Raw genomic sequence first — 17733 nt, 5'->3', positions numbered from 1 at the left:
ACGCTTTCTTGAAGGTTTAAGCAAGTAAAGAAGTTAATATAAATGTCATATTTGTGATATCAAGCTGGCTCTATTTTAAATAACCTTAGATTACAGTTAATTATATTTAATGTTATTGAGTTGAAGTTTATTCTAGATTTACATTGGCATATAGAAAATATTTCTTATTTATTGATAAATAAAATAATTTTATCTTTTGATAAATTATTTTATTAAACATAATACTTATTATCAATAAATTAAGTAAAAATAAATAATGTTTATTTTTCAATCTATGTCAATAGAACGCTTAATCAAGAGATATAATTTTCGAGTCTATTTATATTAATAAATAAAAAAAACAGTTTATATTACCCTATATTTATTAAGGATATAGCCAATATGCACTTAATAAAAAATTAATGATTATTATTACATAGTTCAATCAATTCAAATTCTTCAAAACTAATGGTACGAAAGTATCCATTTTTCAGGCGATTTACATGTGATTTTATCAATCTCAAATAAAAGCCCAATATTCAGCTTAAAATAACGTTAAGTGAATATCGGGCTTTCACAAATAGAGAGAAGAGCGTTAATTAGCGCTGAGTGGTAATTGCCTGCGCTATATTTGCCACAACTTGTTGCCAACCTTGACCTAAAGTTCGCACTAACGCTGGGTAGCCATCTTCATTTTGATCAATAGTGAGTGAAAAAGGTTGTTTAATCACCTTGTTACCCTCAACGTAAATCCAATCTCCAGCAATTACTGCTTTTCCATCATAACGACCTTGGAAGTAGTTAACTGAAACCGTTAATCTTGCCAAGTTATCGTCTATTGGTTGTGTGGCTACAACTGTATCAGGAAACGCTTGAGATAAACCTGATACTAAATTTTGTTGTAACTGCTGATCCAATGGATTAACCCAAAGATGTTGATTAGCGACGGTATAGTTAATATCTGTTGTTTGATACACAATTCCCGCACTCACTAACATGTCTGATAAGCGGATAGGCTGAACCCATATTTGTGATTTTTGTACACTCTGTGCTTTAAGCGCTACCACTTGCTGAGGTTCTACAGGCAGCTGATAATACGCTTTATTAGGCTGACTTGAACATGCAGTCAACATCAATACAAATATCCCAATGATATATTTCATTATTTCTCAGCCCTCTTTGGTTCTGGATCTTTCCCTTGTGGTGCTTCAAAAATCAATGCATTGCTCTTGTTGTTTAGGGTTTTCAACAATGGCTGCATCTCTCTTAATACTTGATCCAATCGCTGCATATTATCAATCATTTTGCCATATGCAGGAGAGCCCGGCTGGAATCCTTGCATACTGCGATTTATCTCTTTAAGAGATTGCTGAATTTCATTTGGTAGATTTTTGAATTCATCGCTACCAATCATAGTATTTAATGATTTCAGTGTTTCTTTCGCTTCAGCTACTGCTTTTTGGCTTTCAGATAATGTTTCTGTCATCTGTTTAAGCATTGGTTCAACAGGTAAATTATTAATTTTATCCAGTGATGTCAGCACTTTTTGCTGAATTTGAGCTAACCCTGAACTGACCGTTGGAATTTGCTGGAAACCGGCAACGGTTTTAGCCCCTTTCCATTCGCCTTCATCTTGATAAAAATCGAGGTCAATATAAAGTGCACCAGTTAACAAGTTACCCGATTTTAAAGAGGCTCTTAATCCACCATTAACCGCAGAAGAGATCTCTTTAATGTAGTCAAAGCTTTTACCAACATCATCAGCAAAACGCTCAGGCTCAACATGAATAAGCACTGGAATACGGAAATCTTTATCAAGAGACTGCTGCATACCTTTTGTATAGAAAGGAACTTGAACAACAGTACCCATTCTAATACCACGAAACTCAACAGGAGCGCCGGGTTGTAATCCTCGAACAGAGTCAGAGAAGAACATAATATAGCCACGGTAGTCGGTATAAAGAGAGTTTTGAATACTTTTTTCGTTATCGTAAAGTTTGAATTCTACTTTAGGATCAACTTCATCACCCGGTAACCAACCTTCTGGTACATCAAAGCTCACACCACCACTAAATAGAGTTGAAAGTGATGCCATTTCAACACGTACACCTGATGACGACATATCAAATGCAATGCCAGAGTCTTTCCAGAATCGTACATTTGATGTGACCATTTTGTCGTAAGGCGCTTTAATAAAGAGTTGGTAATGCATATCACGGCTATCAATATTAAATTCACTGGTTTCAACAGAACCTACTTGATAACCTCTAAATAAGACCGGATCACCAGGATTTAACTGCCCCGCTCTTTCACTCACTAAGGTAACACGAATACCTTGTGCATCCGGAGAAGCGAGTGGTGGAGAATCAAGTAAGTTAAATTCATCTTGCTCTTTACCTGTTAAGCCCGGTTGCAATTCGATATAAGCACCTGATAATAGCGTTCCTAACCCAGTTACACCCTCTTTACCCACTTGAGGTTTAACAACCCAAAATGCCGTATCAGCACGTAGTAACTCTTTCATTTCTGTATCAAGTCGCGCTTTTATAATAACGCGACTGAAATTACTATCGAGTGTGACGGTTTCTACTAAACCAATATCCACACTTCGACTTTTAATTTTTGTTTTTCCGGCTTCAATTCCATCAGCATTATAGGTAATTAATGTAACTTCAGGTCCTTGATGGCTGAAATGATAGTAAAGGATCCATGCCCCAATAAATAATGTGACTAGCGGTATTATCCAAACTGGAGACCAGCTCTTTAATTTGTTAATTTTTGCTTCAGATAAAGCAGTTTCATTCTTTTCAGTCACCCTTAGGCTCCTTAATCATCGGTTTATCATCTTCGGCAGTACATTTATCCCATGTTAACCGAGGATCAAACATCATTGCAGAGAACATGGTTAACACCACAACCAATGCAAATAGCACTACGCCAAAATCTGGGTAGATACTCATCAGACGTCCCATTCTGACTAATGAAGCTAAAACAGCGATAACAAAGACGTCAATCATTGACCAACGTCCAACATATTCAACAACCTCATAGAGAAAATGCATTCTTGCAGGATCTCTTTTTCCTTTTGTTTTATGAGCATCCCAGCATAACCAAGCAATGGCTATCATTTTTAAACTAGGCACCATAATACTGGCAATAAAAATAACCATTGCAACAGGATAAGAGCCATCTTCCCATAGCAATATTACCCCCGCCATAATGGTCGAATAGAGATTATTACCTAATGATTCTGTCACCATTATTGGTAATAAATTGGCAGGGATATAAAGGATCAAAGAGGTAATTAATAGTGAGACCGTCCACTGTAAACTTTTAGGTCTTCTTGCATGACCTTTTACTTCACAACGGCTACATTCGTATTGATCTGCTGGTAATATTGCTGTGCATGAACGACACAGTCTTACACCTTGCTTTAAACCTGACTTTCCTGATTCAATAGGAGGATAAGTGGGTCGTGGCTCTAACTTTTCCCATAAAGTATGGCGATCTAGACACTGAAAAGCTCGGATTTGTAATAAGCAAAATAGGACATAAGGTAAGAAACTCAAGCCTAATCCGATATCACCATAAGCCATAAGTTTAACAAAGCTAACTAAGATACCCGCCAGAAAAATTTCTGCCATACACCATGATTTAAGCTGAAAAAGAATACGCGATAACCAAATTTGTAATTTTCTAGCTAATTTTATTGGCGTACAAAGTAACACAATCGCAAACATACAAAATGCAGGCACAATTTGTACAAATAATAAGAAGAAAGCACCAAGTTCAACATAGTTCTCACTAAACATCACCCTTGGGATTTGTAATAGCGTCACATTATTTGCAATGCCGGCGACTTCCATACTGACAAAAGTAAACTGACACGCCATAAGCAGCATAAACAGCGCGCTAATGGCTAAAGCAACAGGTTGGCGAAAAGGTTGTCTCCAACGTGCAATTAACACGGTATGACAACGAGGGCATGTTGCTTTAGTACCTTGAACCAATTGAGGTACGCTGACCACCAGATCGCACTGAGGACATAATATCTGCTCATGTTTATGTTCATGCTTATGTTGTTGACCAGAGCACACTGCTACACCTCTTATCTTTTGATTATCAATAAACATTGCATACCAGAAGAAAAAACGGGGCTAATGCCCCGTTTTAAATTGGCTATTCACCGTTTTGCATTAACTCTAGCTCTTGCCATCTATCAAAAGCTGTTTCTAGCTCTTGTTCTTTATCTGCGAGCGCTTTTAACACTTTCTCAGTCTCTTCATGAGGACGAGTGAAAAAGTTAGGATCACTCACCTCTTCTTGCAGCGCACTGAGCTCAGTTTCTAAACTTTCTAATTTTGCTGGAAGCTGTTCAAGTTCTCTCGTTAAATGATAACTTAACTTATTAGCAACACGATTGCTCTTTTTTGCGCTCTCTTTAGTTTTTATCTCTTTTTCAGTTTTTTCTGGTACTGAACGCGATTTATTCGACTCACCACGTAAAGAGACTGATTGCGCTCTTTGTTGTTGAGCGTCGTAATATCCACCAACATAGCTGCTGATATTACCATCACCTTCAAAGATCCAGCATTCAGTAACACTGTTATCAACAAATTCTCTATCATGGCTTACTAGAAGAACGGTTCCTTGGTAAGCATCAACCAGTTCTTCTAATAACTCTAATGTTTCTACATCAAGGTCATTTGTCGGTTCATCGAGAATAAGTAAGTTACTTGGTTTTAAGAATAAACGTGCTAGTAACAGACGATTTCGCTCACCACCCGATAATGCACGAACAGGCGTCATTGCACGCTTAGGTGGGAATAAGAAATCTTGTAAATAGCCTAGTACATGGCGAGGACGCCCATTTACCATCACTTCTTGCTTACCTTCAGCAAGGTTATCCATTACTGTTTTATCAGGATCAAGAGTTGCTCGGTGTTGATCAAAATAAGCAACTTCAAGTTTAGTTCCGCAATGAACACGACCACTATCTGCTTTTAAATCACCTAACATCAATTTTAGCAGTGTCGTTTTACCACAGCCGTTAGGTCCCACCAGCGCGATTTTATCACCACGTTGTACTTTAGCTGAAAAATCACGCACTAAAGTACGCGACTCAATGCTGTAATTAACATTTTCTAGTTCAAATACAATTTTACCTGAACGTGCTGCTTCTTCGACTTGCATACGAGCACTACCAAGCACTTCTCGGCGCTCACCGCGTTCAACTCTAAGTGCTTTTAATGCGCGAACACGTCCTTCATTACGAGTACGACGCGCTTTGATGCCTTGTCTGATCCATGTTTCTTCTTGGGCTAATTTGCGATCAAACTCTGCATTTTGTTGTTCTTCAACACGCAGTGCTTCTTCTTTGCTTTCAAGATATTTGTCGTAATTTCCTGGCCATGATGATAAATGCCCACGATCAAGGTCAATAATACGTGTAGCCATATTACGAATAAATGAACGGTCATGGGAAATAAAGACAATGCTGCCTTGGAAATCTTTTAAGAATTTCTCTAACCAAAGAATGGTTTCGATATCAAGGTGGTTTGTTGGTTCATCTAAGAACAGCACTTTTGGTGCGCTGACTAAAGCACGACCTAATGCGGCTTTTCTTAACCAACCACCCGATAAAGAAGAGAGCTCTGCTTCACCATTTAAGCCCAATTTTTCTAATACTTCGGCAATACGGCTATCAAGTAACCAAAGATTACGGTTATCTAATACTTCTTGTAGCTCTGCCATACGATTAAGATTTTTGTCAGAAGGATCTGTCTCAATGATCTTAGATATATGGTGATAATCCGTTAAGTATTTTGCATCTTCTTCAACACCTTGAGCAACGAAATCGAAAATGGTGCCTTCAATATTTCTTGGGGGATCTTGTTGCAAGCGTGCCGTAACAAGATCTTGCTCATAAACAACCTGACCATCGTCTAATTGCTGTTCTTTTGCTAATACGCGTAATAGTGTGGATTTTCCCGCACCATTGCGCCCTACTAGGCAGACGCGTTCATTTTCATCAATAAATAAATCGGTATTATCCAATAAAGGAGCATCACTAAACGCTAAATAAGCTCCAGTCAAACTAATTAATGGCATTGTAAATTATTCCTCACCAGCATGACATAATAGCCAGCAATTGTGGATTTGACGGTTACGTGCAAAATCTTGTGATAATGTCTTTTGCGTAATTTCTTTTGCAGATAGTCCGATTGTTGCTAGTTCGTCATTATCCATTTTGAATCCACGTTTGTTGTTAGAGAACATAATTGTGCCCCCTTTTCTTAACAAACGTTTGAGATGTTTCATTAGCTCGATATGATCGCGCTGAACATCAAATGTGTTTTCCATCCGCTTTGAGTTAGAAAAAGTGGGTGGATCAATAAAAATCACATCGAACTGTTCATTACTTTGCATTAGCCACTGTAAACAATCCGCTTGCATTAAGCGATGTTGTCTACCGGTTAAGCCATTTGCTTGAAAATTCTTTTCTGCCCATTCAAGGTAAGTTCGCGACATATCAACAGTTGTGGTACTTTTCGCGCCGCCTAATCCTGCATGAACAGATGCGGTTCCGGTATAAGCAAAAAGATTTAAGAAATCTTTTCCTTTACTCATTTCACCCAGCATTTTACGTGCGATACGATGGTCTAAAAATAACCCAGTATCTAGGTAATCGGTTAAATTCACCCAGAATTTTGCACCAAACTCATCAACTAAGAAAAAGTCGCCCTTCTCAGCCATTTTTTCATATTGCAGTTTACCTTTTTGGCGTTGGCGTGTTTTTAATATCAGTTGATCAGAACGTAACGCTAACACTTCCATGGTGGCACTGATTACATCAAATAGACGTTGACGCGCTTTATGCTCATTAACTGTTTTAGGTGGCGCATATTCTTGAATAACAACTTTTTCGCCATAACGGTCTACTGCAACATTATATTCAGGTAAATCAGCATCGTATAATCGATAGCACTCAATCTGTTGTTGTTTTGCCCATTTCGCGAGTTTTTTCTCATTTTTGCGTAAACGGTTTGTAAAATCTTCAGCTAAACCCGTATTGATAGTTGAAGGTGTATCAGAAAGTAAATAGTTTTTCTGTACACAATCAAGTGGACCATTTTTGGCTTTAAACTCACGTTCAGCACGTAACTGAATACAACTTAATAATTCTGGTGAAGCACTAAACAGTGATAATCTCCAACCAGGAAAGTGTGCTTTTATAGCTCTTCCTAACTGACTGTGTAAGGCAATTAGTGCGGGTTCGCTTTCTAAACGCTCACCATAAGGCGGATTACTGATAATAGTTCCTTTAATTTCACCAGCAACAGGATTAGTCAGTTTTGCCGCATCACCCTGTGTAAAGGTAATAAGATCAGCAACATCAGCTCTACGGGCATTGGCTCTTGCCATATCCAGTACACGTTTATCAACATCTAAACCATAAAAACGGGCAACCGTACTCTTTTTACCTTCACGAAAGCGAGCAAATGCTTCTTGAGTCACTTCTTTCCATAATGTTTCATCATGACCTAACCAATGACGAAATCCCCAATTCACACGATTTAATGCTGGCGCACAATCTGTTGCCATCATTGCGGCTTCTATTAATAAGGTGCCTGAGCCACACATTGGATCAATCAGGGGTGTATCTGTTTTCCAACCTGAACGCATAATAATAGCAGCGGCTAGGTTCTCTTTTAATGGCGCTTGACCTGTAAGATCGCGATAACCACGCTGATGTAAACCATCACCACTTAAGTCTAATGATAAAGAAGCTTTTTCTTTATGTAGGTGAATAGTCAGCCTGATATCAGGAGATTGTTTAGCGACATCAGGACGTTGTCCTAACTTACGTTGAAATGAATCAACAATGGCATCTTTTGCTTTTAATGCGCCATATTGGCTATTACGAATAACGTCGTTTGTGCCACTAAAATGAATTGCAAAGGTTTCATTAACAGTAAAAATATCACTCCAGTCAATTGCTTGCACACCAAGATATAAATCTAAATCACTGTAGACATTAAATTCATTTAGCGGAAGTATGATCCGCGATGCTAAACGGCTCCAGAGTAAAGATTGATACATGGTTTTATCATCAGCACGAAAATAAACACCACCTTGAGTTATCTGGCAAGACTGAGCACCTAAGTGTTCAAGTTCAGATTTTAATAGTTCTTCCAGACCTCGGCCTGTGCTGGCAAACAGAGAGCGCATAATATTGTTACCACCTAAAATAAAATTGTTGGGCATTATAGCTAATTGTATTACGTTGTCATAAAGTTACTGGCTATAAAAAATAATAAAGTCTTTTGGAGCAGCCATGATCAACGTATCACGCCTTTATGTTCACCCAGTTAAATCAATGAAAGGAATTCGCCTTTCTCAGGCTTTTGCTCGCGAAAGCGGATTCACGTTTGATCGTGATTTTATGATAACTACCCCTGAAGGCACTTTTCTTACGGCACGAAAATTTCCTAATTTGCTGTGTTTCATCCCAACCGCTATGGCTAATGGTATTTATATTCAAGCACCTGATGGCGAAGGTATCGCAATTACTTATCAAGATTTCAAAACCACATTGCAGCCAACAGAAGTTTGGGGAAATCATTTTACCGCGTATATCGCGCCAGATGAAATAAATCAATGGTTCAGTCGTTATTTAAATAGGGATGTTCAACTACGATGGACTGGCGAAAAGCCAACTCGTCGTGTTAAAAAGAGCCCTGATACTGCAGTTTCTTTTGCGGATGGTTACCCATACTTATTAATTAACGAAGCTTCATTTCAATATCTGCAACAGCGTTGCCCTGCTTCAATTAATATTGAGCAATTTCGCGGCAATATTTTAGTCACTGGTGCAAAACCTTTTGAAGAAGATACTTGGCAAACTATACGTGTTGGTTCAGTGGTTATGGATCTGATGAAACCGTGTAGTCGCTGCATAATGACAACTATCAGCATTGATAAAGGCATTAAACATCCTAACACAGAACCCCTTGCGACACTGCAAACATTCCGCAGTGATGAAACAGGTGATGTCGATTTTGGACAAAATATCATCATCCGCCAAACAGGCATTATTCGTGTGGGAGATGCTGTTGAGGTATTAGCTTATAAAGAAGCCAAACAATATCTTGTAACAGCCCCTGTTGAAACACAATTAACTCCTATTGTTGAACACACACCCAAACAGGCTGTCAGCATTGAATTTAACGGTGAGATTTTTGAGGGTAATAACCAAGAAGTCCTGTTAGAACAGCTTGAAAATAATGGTTATGCTATTCCCTATAGTTGCAGAGCTGGGCTTTGTGGCTCTTGTGTTATCCAATTAGATGAAGGCGATGTTAATGCATTAAAAGCCGGAGCCATTAAACGTTCAGGCAAAATTTTAGCCTGTAGTTGTGTGCCTAACGGTAATGTGAAACTGTCACTTAAAGATAATAAAAATGAAATTACCATAAACAAAGAAATGAAATAAAGAACTCAATATAAACACAGTTATGTATGATATATATCGTTATCAGTAAATATTAAATTGATTAGCTTTCCCCCAATCATATATAACTGAGTTTATTGAATCCCAAAGTTCAAGTAATTTCCCCCCAATATTCATTACATCGTCAATCGTTATGATTTGCCAGAACAGTATTACCTTGTTAAGTATAAAGGTAATGAAAAGGATTCTCTTGAGAATAAGTACATTAAGATTGATTAACTAACTAATTTTTAAGAGGATACCTCATAACTCAATAAAAAAGTCTCCATTAAGAGACTTTCAAAATGATGTAAATGAGTATTATATACACTTGTTCATTACCATTTATCACGGTAATCGAAAGAAATTTGATAAATATACTTATTCAATTCAATTTTATGTGTAACATGCTTTTGAATAGCTTTAACCCAATCTTTATGTAAATCAAAAACCCCATTATTAATTATATTTTCATCTTTTGGATCAATTGTTTCATCAATCAAGAAATCATCATCACCAAAATCTTTTGAGTATTCCTCGCCTATAATTTCTTCTGTTTTTTTATCAAACCACTGAGTATGTAATTTCAATCCCATAATCTTATCTACCTTATAGAAATTTTTTGATATTGCGTTTAGGATCTGCAGGTTTTAACTGCTTACCTGTTTTGGGGTCAAATGCCCCTATATGTTGACCATCACTGGCGCGGTATCCTTCCAGCTCGCCATGCTGTGAATCCCACTCATAGATCCTTCGCCCTTTATCGCCTTTCCAGCGATTACGTTTGCCTGCTCCACCTTGTTTAGGTGTTTTACCTTGAATGGGCTTAAGGATGCCCAATCCTTTAATATCTTCAGCTCTTGGTGCTGGGTGATAACTATGACCACGCTCTTTTACGCCTTGGCGAGGTTTATCTTTCTTTCCTGTTGATAAATAAATTGGTTTTATTCCCAATTCCCATGGAAATACCAAAATTATAGGCTCTTTTAGCGAAGACTGTTCTTTCTCACTTTCTGTAAAAAAAGTAGGTGCATCTAAAGGTAAGGTATTAAACCTAGGAATATCATATATCTTACCAGGTAGATATTTATGTCTTTCTGGCTGAGGTAATGCAGTACCCGTTAAGATCTCCGCACTACCAATCTGAACTATTCTTTCTTGTTTCTCATTTGGTAAAGTATAAGCAAAAATACCTTTCTCAACCGTTTTTCTTGCTTCAACTACACGAGTTTTAACTGGTGTATTCGTTTTGACTAATTCAATTTGTTTCGTCCCATTAACAATCTGTTCAATTACAGTTGCCGAAGTATTAATGATACCTTTTTGCCTTGCTATATCTCTCAATTGTGTTTCTTTGGGAATATTTAATTTCAATCCAGTCGCAGTAAGCGCAGTTTCTTTATTTTTAGGGTATTCTTGATAAATCATTGGAGGGTATCTATCACTCCCGACACCAACGGGAGGAGAATACAGCATAAGACCCGCACCTAAACCTAACGCTCGACCTAAAATAGCACCCAACGTTTCCGTAGCCGTTGCATTTGTCGTTGTTATTGCTGGAGTAAATATAGCGACTGGAGCTAATGTGGCTTTATCGATAGTCTTTCCCGGGATTAACCTAGACTGTGCAGATGTTATTGCTGTATTTAACACAGAAGGAATACCGATTGGTTGCTTAGGTGTCGAAATAAACATTTCGACAATAGAATCATATGATTCAACTGCGTACTTTAAACTACCACTCATCATCCCCGCATACGGTAGATAGCGCTGTGTATAAATTTTTATTGCTCTACTTGTGTTACCTTCTCTCAGCCATAACGCTCAGGCAAAATTTTAGCCTGTAGTTGTATTCCTAAAGGAAATCTAAAACTTTCTTTTAAGAAAAAATAATACCCTCTTCATCACAAACAAAAAAAGGCAATTCTTTATTGCCTTTTTATTTATTCTCTTGTTTCACTCAATATAATTAAATATTTTTAATAAGAATATTCTTATCAATTACCAAACCAATAAAGCTATTTTTTGTTTTTCTTTGTGGGAATATAGCAGAGAGAATAATGATAATTTGATTTTGGGAAGTGTTGTTTTGGCGTAATGATAAAAAAGAGTAAATCCTTTTTACTCTTTTTGTTAAATAACTTTTCCGTACAATAATGATCCTGACTCTGACACTCTATGATATTCGCTTAACCTGTCATTCATAATTTTTATTGGGTCACAAAAATTAAGTGTTTTATCAAATAACGCTAATTGCGGTTGAGCTAATAAACATAAACAAGCTTGAGTACCCACTTCCGTCACTAAAAAAAGGGCTTTTTCATTGCCATCTTTTAATGAAACTTCGACCACTTGCGCTAAATAAGGCGTTAATTGATTATAATTAACTGCAAAATACCAGCTTTTAGGCATCAGTGGTTTTAAAAAGCGATGGGCAATTAATGCATTTAAAGCTAACTCAGCTCTTGATTCAGATGGCATATCTATTTTACGAATTTGCTCATCATATCCATAATAAAGAGCGGCATCATCAACGGTAAAAGGTGCTGATTGACAAGCACTCTCACTTAACATTTTGCTTGAAAAACGGGAACGAAAAACCATACCGTTTGCTAAATCAAGCATGAGCCGTTGTTGTTCATCATCAAAATACCAACGCCAGCGATCATCGGGTTTTATTATCACTAATTAATCCCCCTTCGATTCATTACCTGCTTTATTGTCTATACAACTAATCGAAAAACAGATGACATAAATAAAATATTTAATATCACCTATCAAAAACAGGATTCATTTTACTATTAATTAAGCACAATTGGTGCAATTTAATAAAAAATAATCAACTAGAGGCAATATAAACGAGTTAGGGACAGAAGAAAAGCCCTGTCCCGTTATTTAGATATAATTAGATATGATTAATTATAGATTTGATAAGTGCGGGGCCGTGATAAATGAAACCAGAATAGATTTGAATAAGAGATGCACCAGCATCCATTTTTTCTCTTGCGGCTGTTAATGAGTCAATTCCACCTACACCAATAATAGGTAATGCACCTTTTAATTCATCATTTAATTGCTGGATTATTTGCGTACTTTTAGATTGCACAGGACGTCCACTTAATCCACCTGCTTCATTACAATAATTTAATCCATTAACTAATGTTTTATCTAATGTTGTATTTGTCGCAATAACACCATCAATATGATGTCGAACTAAACTATCTGCAACTTGGATTAATTCTTCATGAGTTAAATCTGGTGCTATTTTTACTGCAACAGGTACATATTTTTGATATTTACCTTGTAACTCAAGTTGTTTATTTTTTATCGCAGATAAAAGGTCATCTAATGCTTCACCATATTGCAGTGAGCGTAAACCTGGAGTATTTGGTGATGAGATATTAATCGCAATATAACCCGCATAAGGATAGACTTTTTCCATACAAATTAGGTAGTCATCTTTTCCTTGTTCTACTGGGGTATCTTTATTTTTACCAATATTAATACCTAGCACACCACCATAACGTGACTGTTTTACGTTCTCAATCAGGTTATCTACACCTAAATTATTAAAGCCCATTCGGTTAATTAAACCTTCAGCTTCTACTAAGCGAAATAACCGAGGTTTATCATTTCCTACTTGAGGACGAGGTGTCACTGTACCCACTTCAATAAAGCCAAAACCCATCGCACCCAATGAATCTATGCAATCGCCATTCTTATCAAGACCAGCAGCAAGACCAAGTGGATTTTTAAATGAGAGTCCCATACAAGAAACAGGTTTAGCAGGAAGCGATTGTTGAATTAGAAATTTAAAAGGGGAATGAGATAAACGCTTTAACTGGCGGAATGTAAAATCATGGGCACGTTCAGGATCTAGCCGAAACAATGCCTTCCTGACTAGGGAATAATACATACGATCTCCATTGAGAATATCGGGTATTAGGAATGATGTGTCTACGACGATTTAAGCGTCGTGCATCATATAGATAAATATACTAAAAGTAAATGCTCTAATTTAACAATCACGCATAAAAAATCCCCAGACTATGCTGGGGATCTAATTATATTTATGATCTAACACTCTTTATTCACTTATAAAGTGATATAAGCCGTTATATTAATCAGCTAATGCTTTAGTGACTTTTTCATATAAATCACATAAGTAAATTGAAGTAATCCTTAAGCAATAAAGAGATTTAAGATTTTTTTCATGTTTAGCAGCAAACAAAATAAGTAACAATTATTAAAAATAGCTAAAAACAGCGAATCACATAAAAACGTAATTCAAGTCAGATACCTTACAATTAATTGTAATTAAACAAAGCTAAATTTGGGAAGCAAACTGTGTGATATCCGATAAATTACTGAAACGGAAACCACCTAATGAGAGATACAGACACACATATACCTTTACTTACCAATATCCGTAAACTTCTTACTCAAGGACGAAAACAGACTGCGCAATTAGTCAACAATATAATGGTTCAAACTTATTGGGAAATCGGGCGCTTGATTGTCGAAGATGAGCAACAAGGACTTGTACGAGCAGAATTTGGTAAGGGTGTTTTAAAGTCATTATCTATTGAATTAACCAAAGAGTTTGGAAAAGGTTTTGACACTTCAAATCTTCGTTATATGCGACAATTTTATCTTAAATTTCCAATTTGTGACGCAGTGCGTCACGAATTAAGTTGGACACATTACCGAACTTTACTTCGATTGAAAAGCGAACATGCACGTCAATGGTATATAAATGAAGCAATAGCACAATCTTGGTCTGCTCGTGCCTTAGAACGACAAATAAGTACCTTGTATTATGAACGATTAATTTCTACTCAGGGGAAGCAACAAGATATTCTACCCGTGTTAATTGAAGGACAGCAAAAAACAAGAGAACTTGAGCATTCTGTCCAAGATTATTTACGTGATCCCTATATTTTCGATTTTTTAGGGCTTCCTAATATCGCATTACAAGAAAATAAACTAGAACAAGCTTTAATTGATAACCTGAAAGAGTTCTTACTCGAGCTCGGCAAAGGATTTGCTTTTGTCGAAAGACAACAGCGTATTAGTACAAATGATGGCGATTATTATATTGACTTAGTGTTCTATAATTTCCATTTAAAATGCTTTCTGTTAATAGATTTAAAAATGCATAAACTTACCCATCAAGATGTAGGACAAATGGATATGTATGTACGAATGTATGAAGAGAAAAAACGCCGTAATGATGATAATCCAACCATAGGTCTAATCCTTTGTACCGAAAAAAATCATACTGTAGCTAAATATTCAATTCTTAATGAAAGTAAACAACTGTTTGCTTCAAAATATATGCTAGAGCTACCTAGTGAAAAAGAGCTGATTTCACAACTAGAAAAAGAACGTCATAAATTACTTAAACAGAAAATATAAAGTAATCAAACCTCATTGGTTATTTATAATAAAATCATTATTTACCTAAATAAAATCAAAGAATTAAAAATAAAAAACACCCCAAGATTGGGATCCAACTTTGGGGTGTTTTATTTCTGATCTAACGCTCTTTATTCACTCATAAAGTGATATAAGCCGTTATATTAATCAGCTAATGCTTTAGTAATTTTTTCATATAAATCACCTGATAAATTGTCTAACGCTTTTAGCTTTAATAACTCTGCACGCATTTTTTCTTGGCGTGCTGCATCATAACGTTTTAAACGAATAAAAGGCTCGATTAAACGAGACGCTACTTGTGGATTACGGCTATTTAAATCAGTCAGAATTTCTGTCAGTAATAAATAACCAGAACCATCTTCAGCATGGAAAGCCACTGGGTTATTAGTTACAAAAGCACCTATTAATGCACGAGTACGGTTAGGGTTTGCTAATGTAAATGAGCGATGAGATAGCAAACTACGTACTGTTTGCAATACATCTTTTGCTGGGCTGGTGGCTTGTAAGCTAAACCATTTATCCATTACTAAGCCGTCTTGATGCCATTTATCATCAAAGGCTTGTAACAACGCATCTTTACAAGGTAAGTCAGCCATCACCGCCGCATTTAAAGCGGCAAGTGCGTCAGTCATATTATCGCTATTATGATATTGCGCTTCGACTAATTGATTACCAGTCTGTTCATTTTCAGCAGCTAAATAACTAAGACAAACATTTCGTAAATCACGTTTGGCAATATCACCATGATCAACACGATAAGCACCGATATGCATTGAGTGGTAAACCGCAGAGAATTCATCTGCCATCTCTGTTGCTAATGTTTTACGAATAAAATGCAATGCGTTATGAATAGCAGTTGGATCAATAATTGCGAATGCTTCACCCGCTTCCAGATCTGTCGGTAATGTAAGAATAAGTGCAGCTAATGCGGGATCAATATCTTTATCTAGTAATACAGAACGGAAAGCATCAATAACCATTTCAGGTAAAACTAATGTCTCACCTTTTTGTACTCTAGCCACGTTTTCTTTTATATAGCGACCAAGCAGTGATTGCGCCGCATCCCAACGAGAAAATGCATTACGTGCATATTTCATTAAGAAAGAGAGTTGTTCATCAGTAAATGGATAATCCAGTTTTACTGGTGCTGAAAACTCACGTAATAAAGAAGGAATTGGCTGTTCTGGTACATCATCAAACACAAATTGTTGCTCTTCACGCACTACATTTAGCACATTAGAAACAACCTGACCTTGTGAACGCAGAGGAATAACATCCCCTTTTGTATCATATAGTTCAATATCTAATGGAATATGCAGTGCTTGTTTTTCTGCTTGTTCCGCAGTTGGCGGTGTCATTTGACTCACAGTTAGTGTGTATTGTTTCTTTTCAGCATTATAGCTATCACGCACTGTTAATTGTGGTGTCCCTGATTGGCTATACCAACGGCGAAATAGAGTAAGATCCACATTAGAAGCATCTTCCATCGCTTGAATAAAATCATCACAAGTTGCAGCGCTACCATCATGACGATGGATATACATCTGAATACCTGCTTGGAATTGCTTTTCACCCAATAAAGTGTGGATCATGCGAATAACTTCAGAACCTTTTTCATACACGGTTAAGGTATAGAAGTTATTCATTTCAATTACACTATCAGGACGAATAGGATGTGCCATTGGGCTTGCATCTTCGGCAAATTGCGCAGTGCGCATAACACGAACATTGTTAATACGATTAACAGAGCGAGATCCTAAGTCTGAGCTAAATTCTTGGTCACGGAAAACCGTTAAGCCCTCTTTTAGGCTTAATTGGAACCAATCACGACATGTAATGCGGTTACCTGTCCAGTTATGGAAATATTCATGGCCAATAACGGATTCGATACCTAAATAGTCTTTGTCAGTTGCTGTTTCACTTTTTGCGAGCACATATTTAGAGTTAAAAACGTTTAAGCCTTTATTCTCCATTGCGCCCATATTAAAGAAATCGACCGCTACAATCATATAAATATCGAGGTCATATTCTAAATCAAAACGAGATTGATCCCATGCCATCGCGTTTTTCAATGATGTCATCGCCCAATCAGCACGATCAAGATTACCTTTATCGACAAATAACTCTAAAGCCACTTCTCGACCACTTTTGGTGGTGAAAGTATCACGTAGAACATCAAAATCACCAGCAACAACCGCAAAAAGGTAACTTGGTTTTGGATGTGGATCTTCCCATGTTACCCAATGGCGCCCCTCTTCTAATTCACCTTGAGCAATTCGGTTACCGTTTGATAGTAAATAAGGATACTGTTTTTTATCTGCGGTAATTGTGGTGGTGTAACGCGCTAATACGTCTGGTCTATCTAAATAATAAGTAATATGGCGGAAACCTTCGGCTTCACATTGTGTACACAGCGCATCACCAGATACATATAAACCTTCTAATGCAGTATTTGCAGAAGGATTAATCTCATTAATAATTTTTAAAGTAAACTGTTCAGGAAGTTGCTCAATAATGAGTTTGCCGCTTTCTTCTTTATAGTGAGTCCAAGCAACATCATTAACAGTTATCGATTTTAGTTTGAGATCTTCACCATCTAATACTAAAGGGACTTGCGTTGAAGCTGTACGCTTACATTGGCTAATCGCTGTAACCTGTGTATTTTCTTTATCGAGGATAAAATCGAGATGAATATCGGTGATTGTGTAGTCAGGAGCGCGGTAATCTGTACGATATTTAGCAATTCTTTGTTGTGTCATAGAAAAAACCCTTTAGTTAACACGACTATTTAACGGTTATATAACCAAAGCTTACTCGTCAAA

12 protein-coding genes are annotated in these 17733 nt (G+C 36.9%); 2 read left to right on the top strand and 10 right to left on the bottom strand.

Annotated elements, in window-relative coordinates:
* Positions 1 to 578 precede the first annotated feature (578 nt).
* From pqiC to rlmKL, 5 genes are read right to left on the bottom strand one after another with little or no spacing between them, the layout of a single operon-like run.
* On the bottom strand, positions 579 to 1142 hold the full coding sequence (gene pqiC / locus ABN099_RS10590) for a membrane integrity-associated transporter subunit PqiC (protein WP_349463729.1): 564 nt from the start codon (positions 1140 to 1142) through the stop codon (positions 579 to 581).
* A complete protein-coding gene (gene pqiB, locus ABN099_RS10585; RefSeq protein WP_349463727.1) occupies positions 1142 to 2794 on the bottom strand; it encodes an intermembrane transport protein PqiB in 1653 nt (550 codons plus the stop codon). The genes pqiC and pqiB overlap by 1 nt, the downstream gene beginning before the upstream one ends.
* Positions 2787 to 4112, bottom strand: coding sequence for a membrane integrity-associated transporter subunit PqiA (pqiA, locus tag ABN099_RS10580; protein ID WP_432807505.1), 1326 nt, complete (start codon positions 4110 to 4112; stop codon positions 2787 to 2789). The genes pqiB and pqiA overlap by 8 nt, the downstream gene beginning before the upstream one ends.
* 46 nt (positions 4113 to 4158) lie before the next feature.
* The gene (locus ABN099_RS10575; protein WP_349463725.1) at positions 4159 to 6090 is read right to left on the bottom strand and encodes an ABC transporter ATP-binding protein; all 1932 of its coding nucleotides are present in this window, start codon (positions 6088 to 6090) and stop codon (positions 4159 to 4161) included.
* Positions 6091 to 6096: 6 nt separating this feature from the next.
* Positions 6097 to 8211: a bifunctional 23S rRNA (guanine(2069)-N(7))-methyltransferase RlmK/23S rRNA (guanine(2445)-N(2))-methyltransferase RlmL gene (gene rlmKL, locus ABN099_RS10570; protein ID WP_349463724.1), complete on the bottom strand. Its 2115-nt coding sequence runs from the start codon at positions 8209 to 8211 to the stop codon at positions 6097 to 6099.
* A gap of 106 nt (positions 8212 to 8317) precedes the next feature.
* On the opposite strand from rlmKL, the gene ABN099_RS10565 reads away from it, so the two are divergent.
* Complete coding sequence (locus tag ABN099_RS10565) at positions 8318 to 9475, top strand: YcbX family protein (RefSeq protein ID WP_349463723.1); 1158 nt, start codon at positions 8318 to 8320, stop codon at positions 9473 to 9475.
* 335 nt (positions 9476 to 9810) lie between these two features.
* On the opposite strand, the gene ABN099_RS10560 is transcribed toward ABN099_RS10565, so the two are convergent.
* The 4 genes from ABN099_RS10560 to pyrD form a co-directional block, all read right to left on the bottom strand.
* Positions 9811 to 10068, bottom strand: a complete 258-nt coding sequence (locus ABN099_RS10560) for a colicin E3-like toxin immunity protein (protein ID WP_349463722.1) — start codon at positions 10066 to 10068, stop codon at positions 9811 to 9813.
* Positions 10069 to 10081: 13 nt separating this feature from the next.
* On the bottom strand, positions 10082 to 11218 hold the full coding sequence (locus ABN099_RS10555; protein WP_349463720.1) for a colicin E3/pyocin S6 family cytotoxin: 1137 nt from the start codon (positions 11216 to 11218) through the stop codon (positions 10082 to 10084).
* 387 nt (positions 11219 to 11605) lie between these two features.
* Positions 11606 to 12157, bottom strand: coding sequence for a cell division protein ZapC (locus tag ABN099_RS10550; RefSeq protein ID WP_349463718.1), 552 nt, complete (start codon positions 12155 to 12157; stop codon positions 11606 to 11608).
* A 220-nt stretch (positions 12158 to 12377) separates the two neighbouring features.
* Positions 12378 to 13388, bottom strand: coding sequence for a quinone-dependent dihydroorotate dehydrogenase (gene pyrD / locus ABN099_RS10545; protein ID WP_349463716.1), 1011 nt, complete (start codon positions 13386 to 13388; stop codon positions 12378 to 12380).
* 470 nt (positions 13389 to 13858) lie between these two features.
* Between pyrD and ABN099_RS10540 the strand changes: the two genes are divergently transcribed.
* Positions 13859 to 14890 carry a PDDEXK nuclease domain-containing protein gene (locus tag ABN099_RS10540; RefSeq protein WP_349463714.1) on the top strand — a complete coding sequence of 344 codons (1032 nt, stop codon included), beginning with the start codon at positions 13859 to 13861 and terminating at the stop codon, positions 14888 to 14890.
* Positions 14891 to 15054: 164 nt separating this feature from the next.
* On the opposite strand, the gene pepN is transcribed toward ABN099_RS10540, so the two are convergent.
* Positions 15055 to 17670 carry an aminopeptidase N gene (pepN, locus tag ABN099_RS10535; RefSeq protein ID WP_349463712.1) on the bottom strand — a complete coding sequence of 872 codons (2616 nt, stop codon included), beginning with the start codon at positions 17668 to 17670 and terminating at the stop codon, positions 15055 to 15057.
* Between the last annotated feature and the right edge of the window lie 63 nt (positions 17671 to 17733).

It is taken from the genome of Proteus hauseri, assembly GCF_040139125.1.
In the GTDB taxonomy this organism is placed as follows: domain Bacteria; phylum Pseudomonadota; class Gammaproteobacteria; order Enterobacterales; family Enterobacteriaceae; genus Proteus; species Proteus hauseri_B.
The sequence above is the reverse complement of the archived record's forward strand: the minus strand, read 5'-3'. Positions and strand labels throughout refer to the sequence as shown.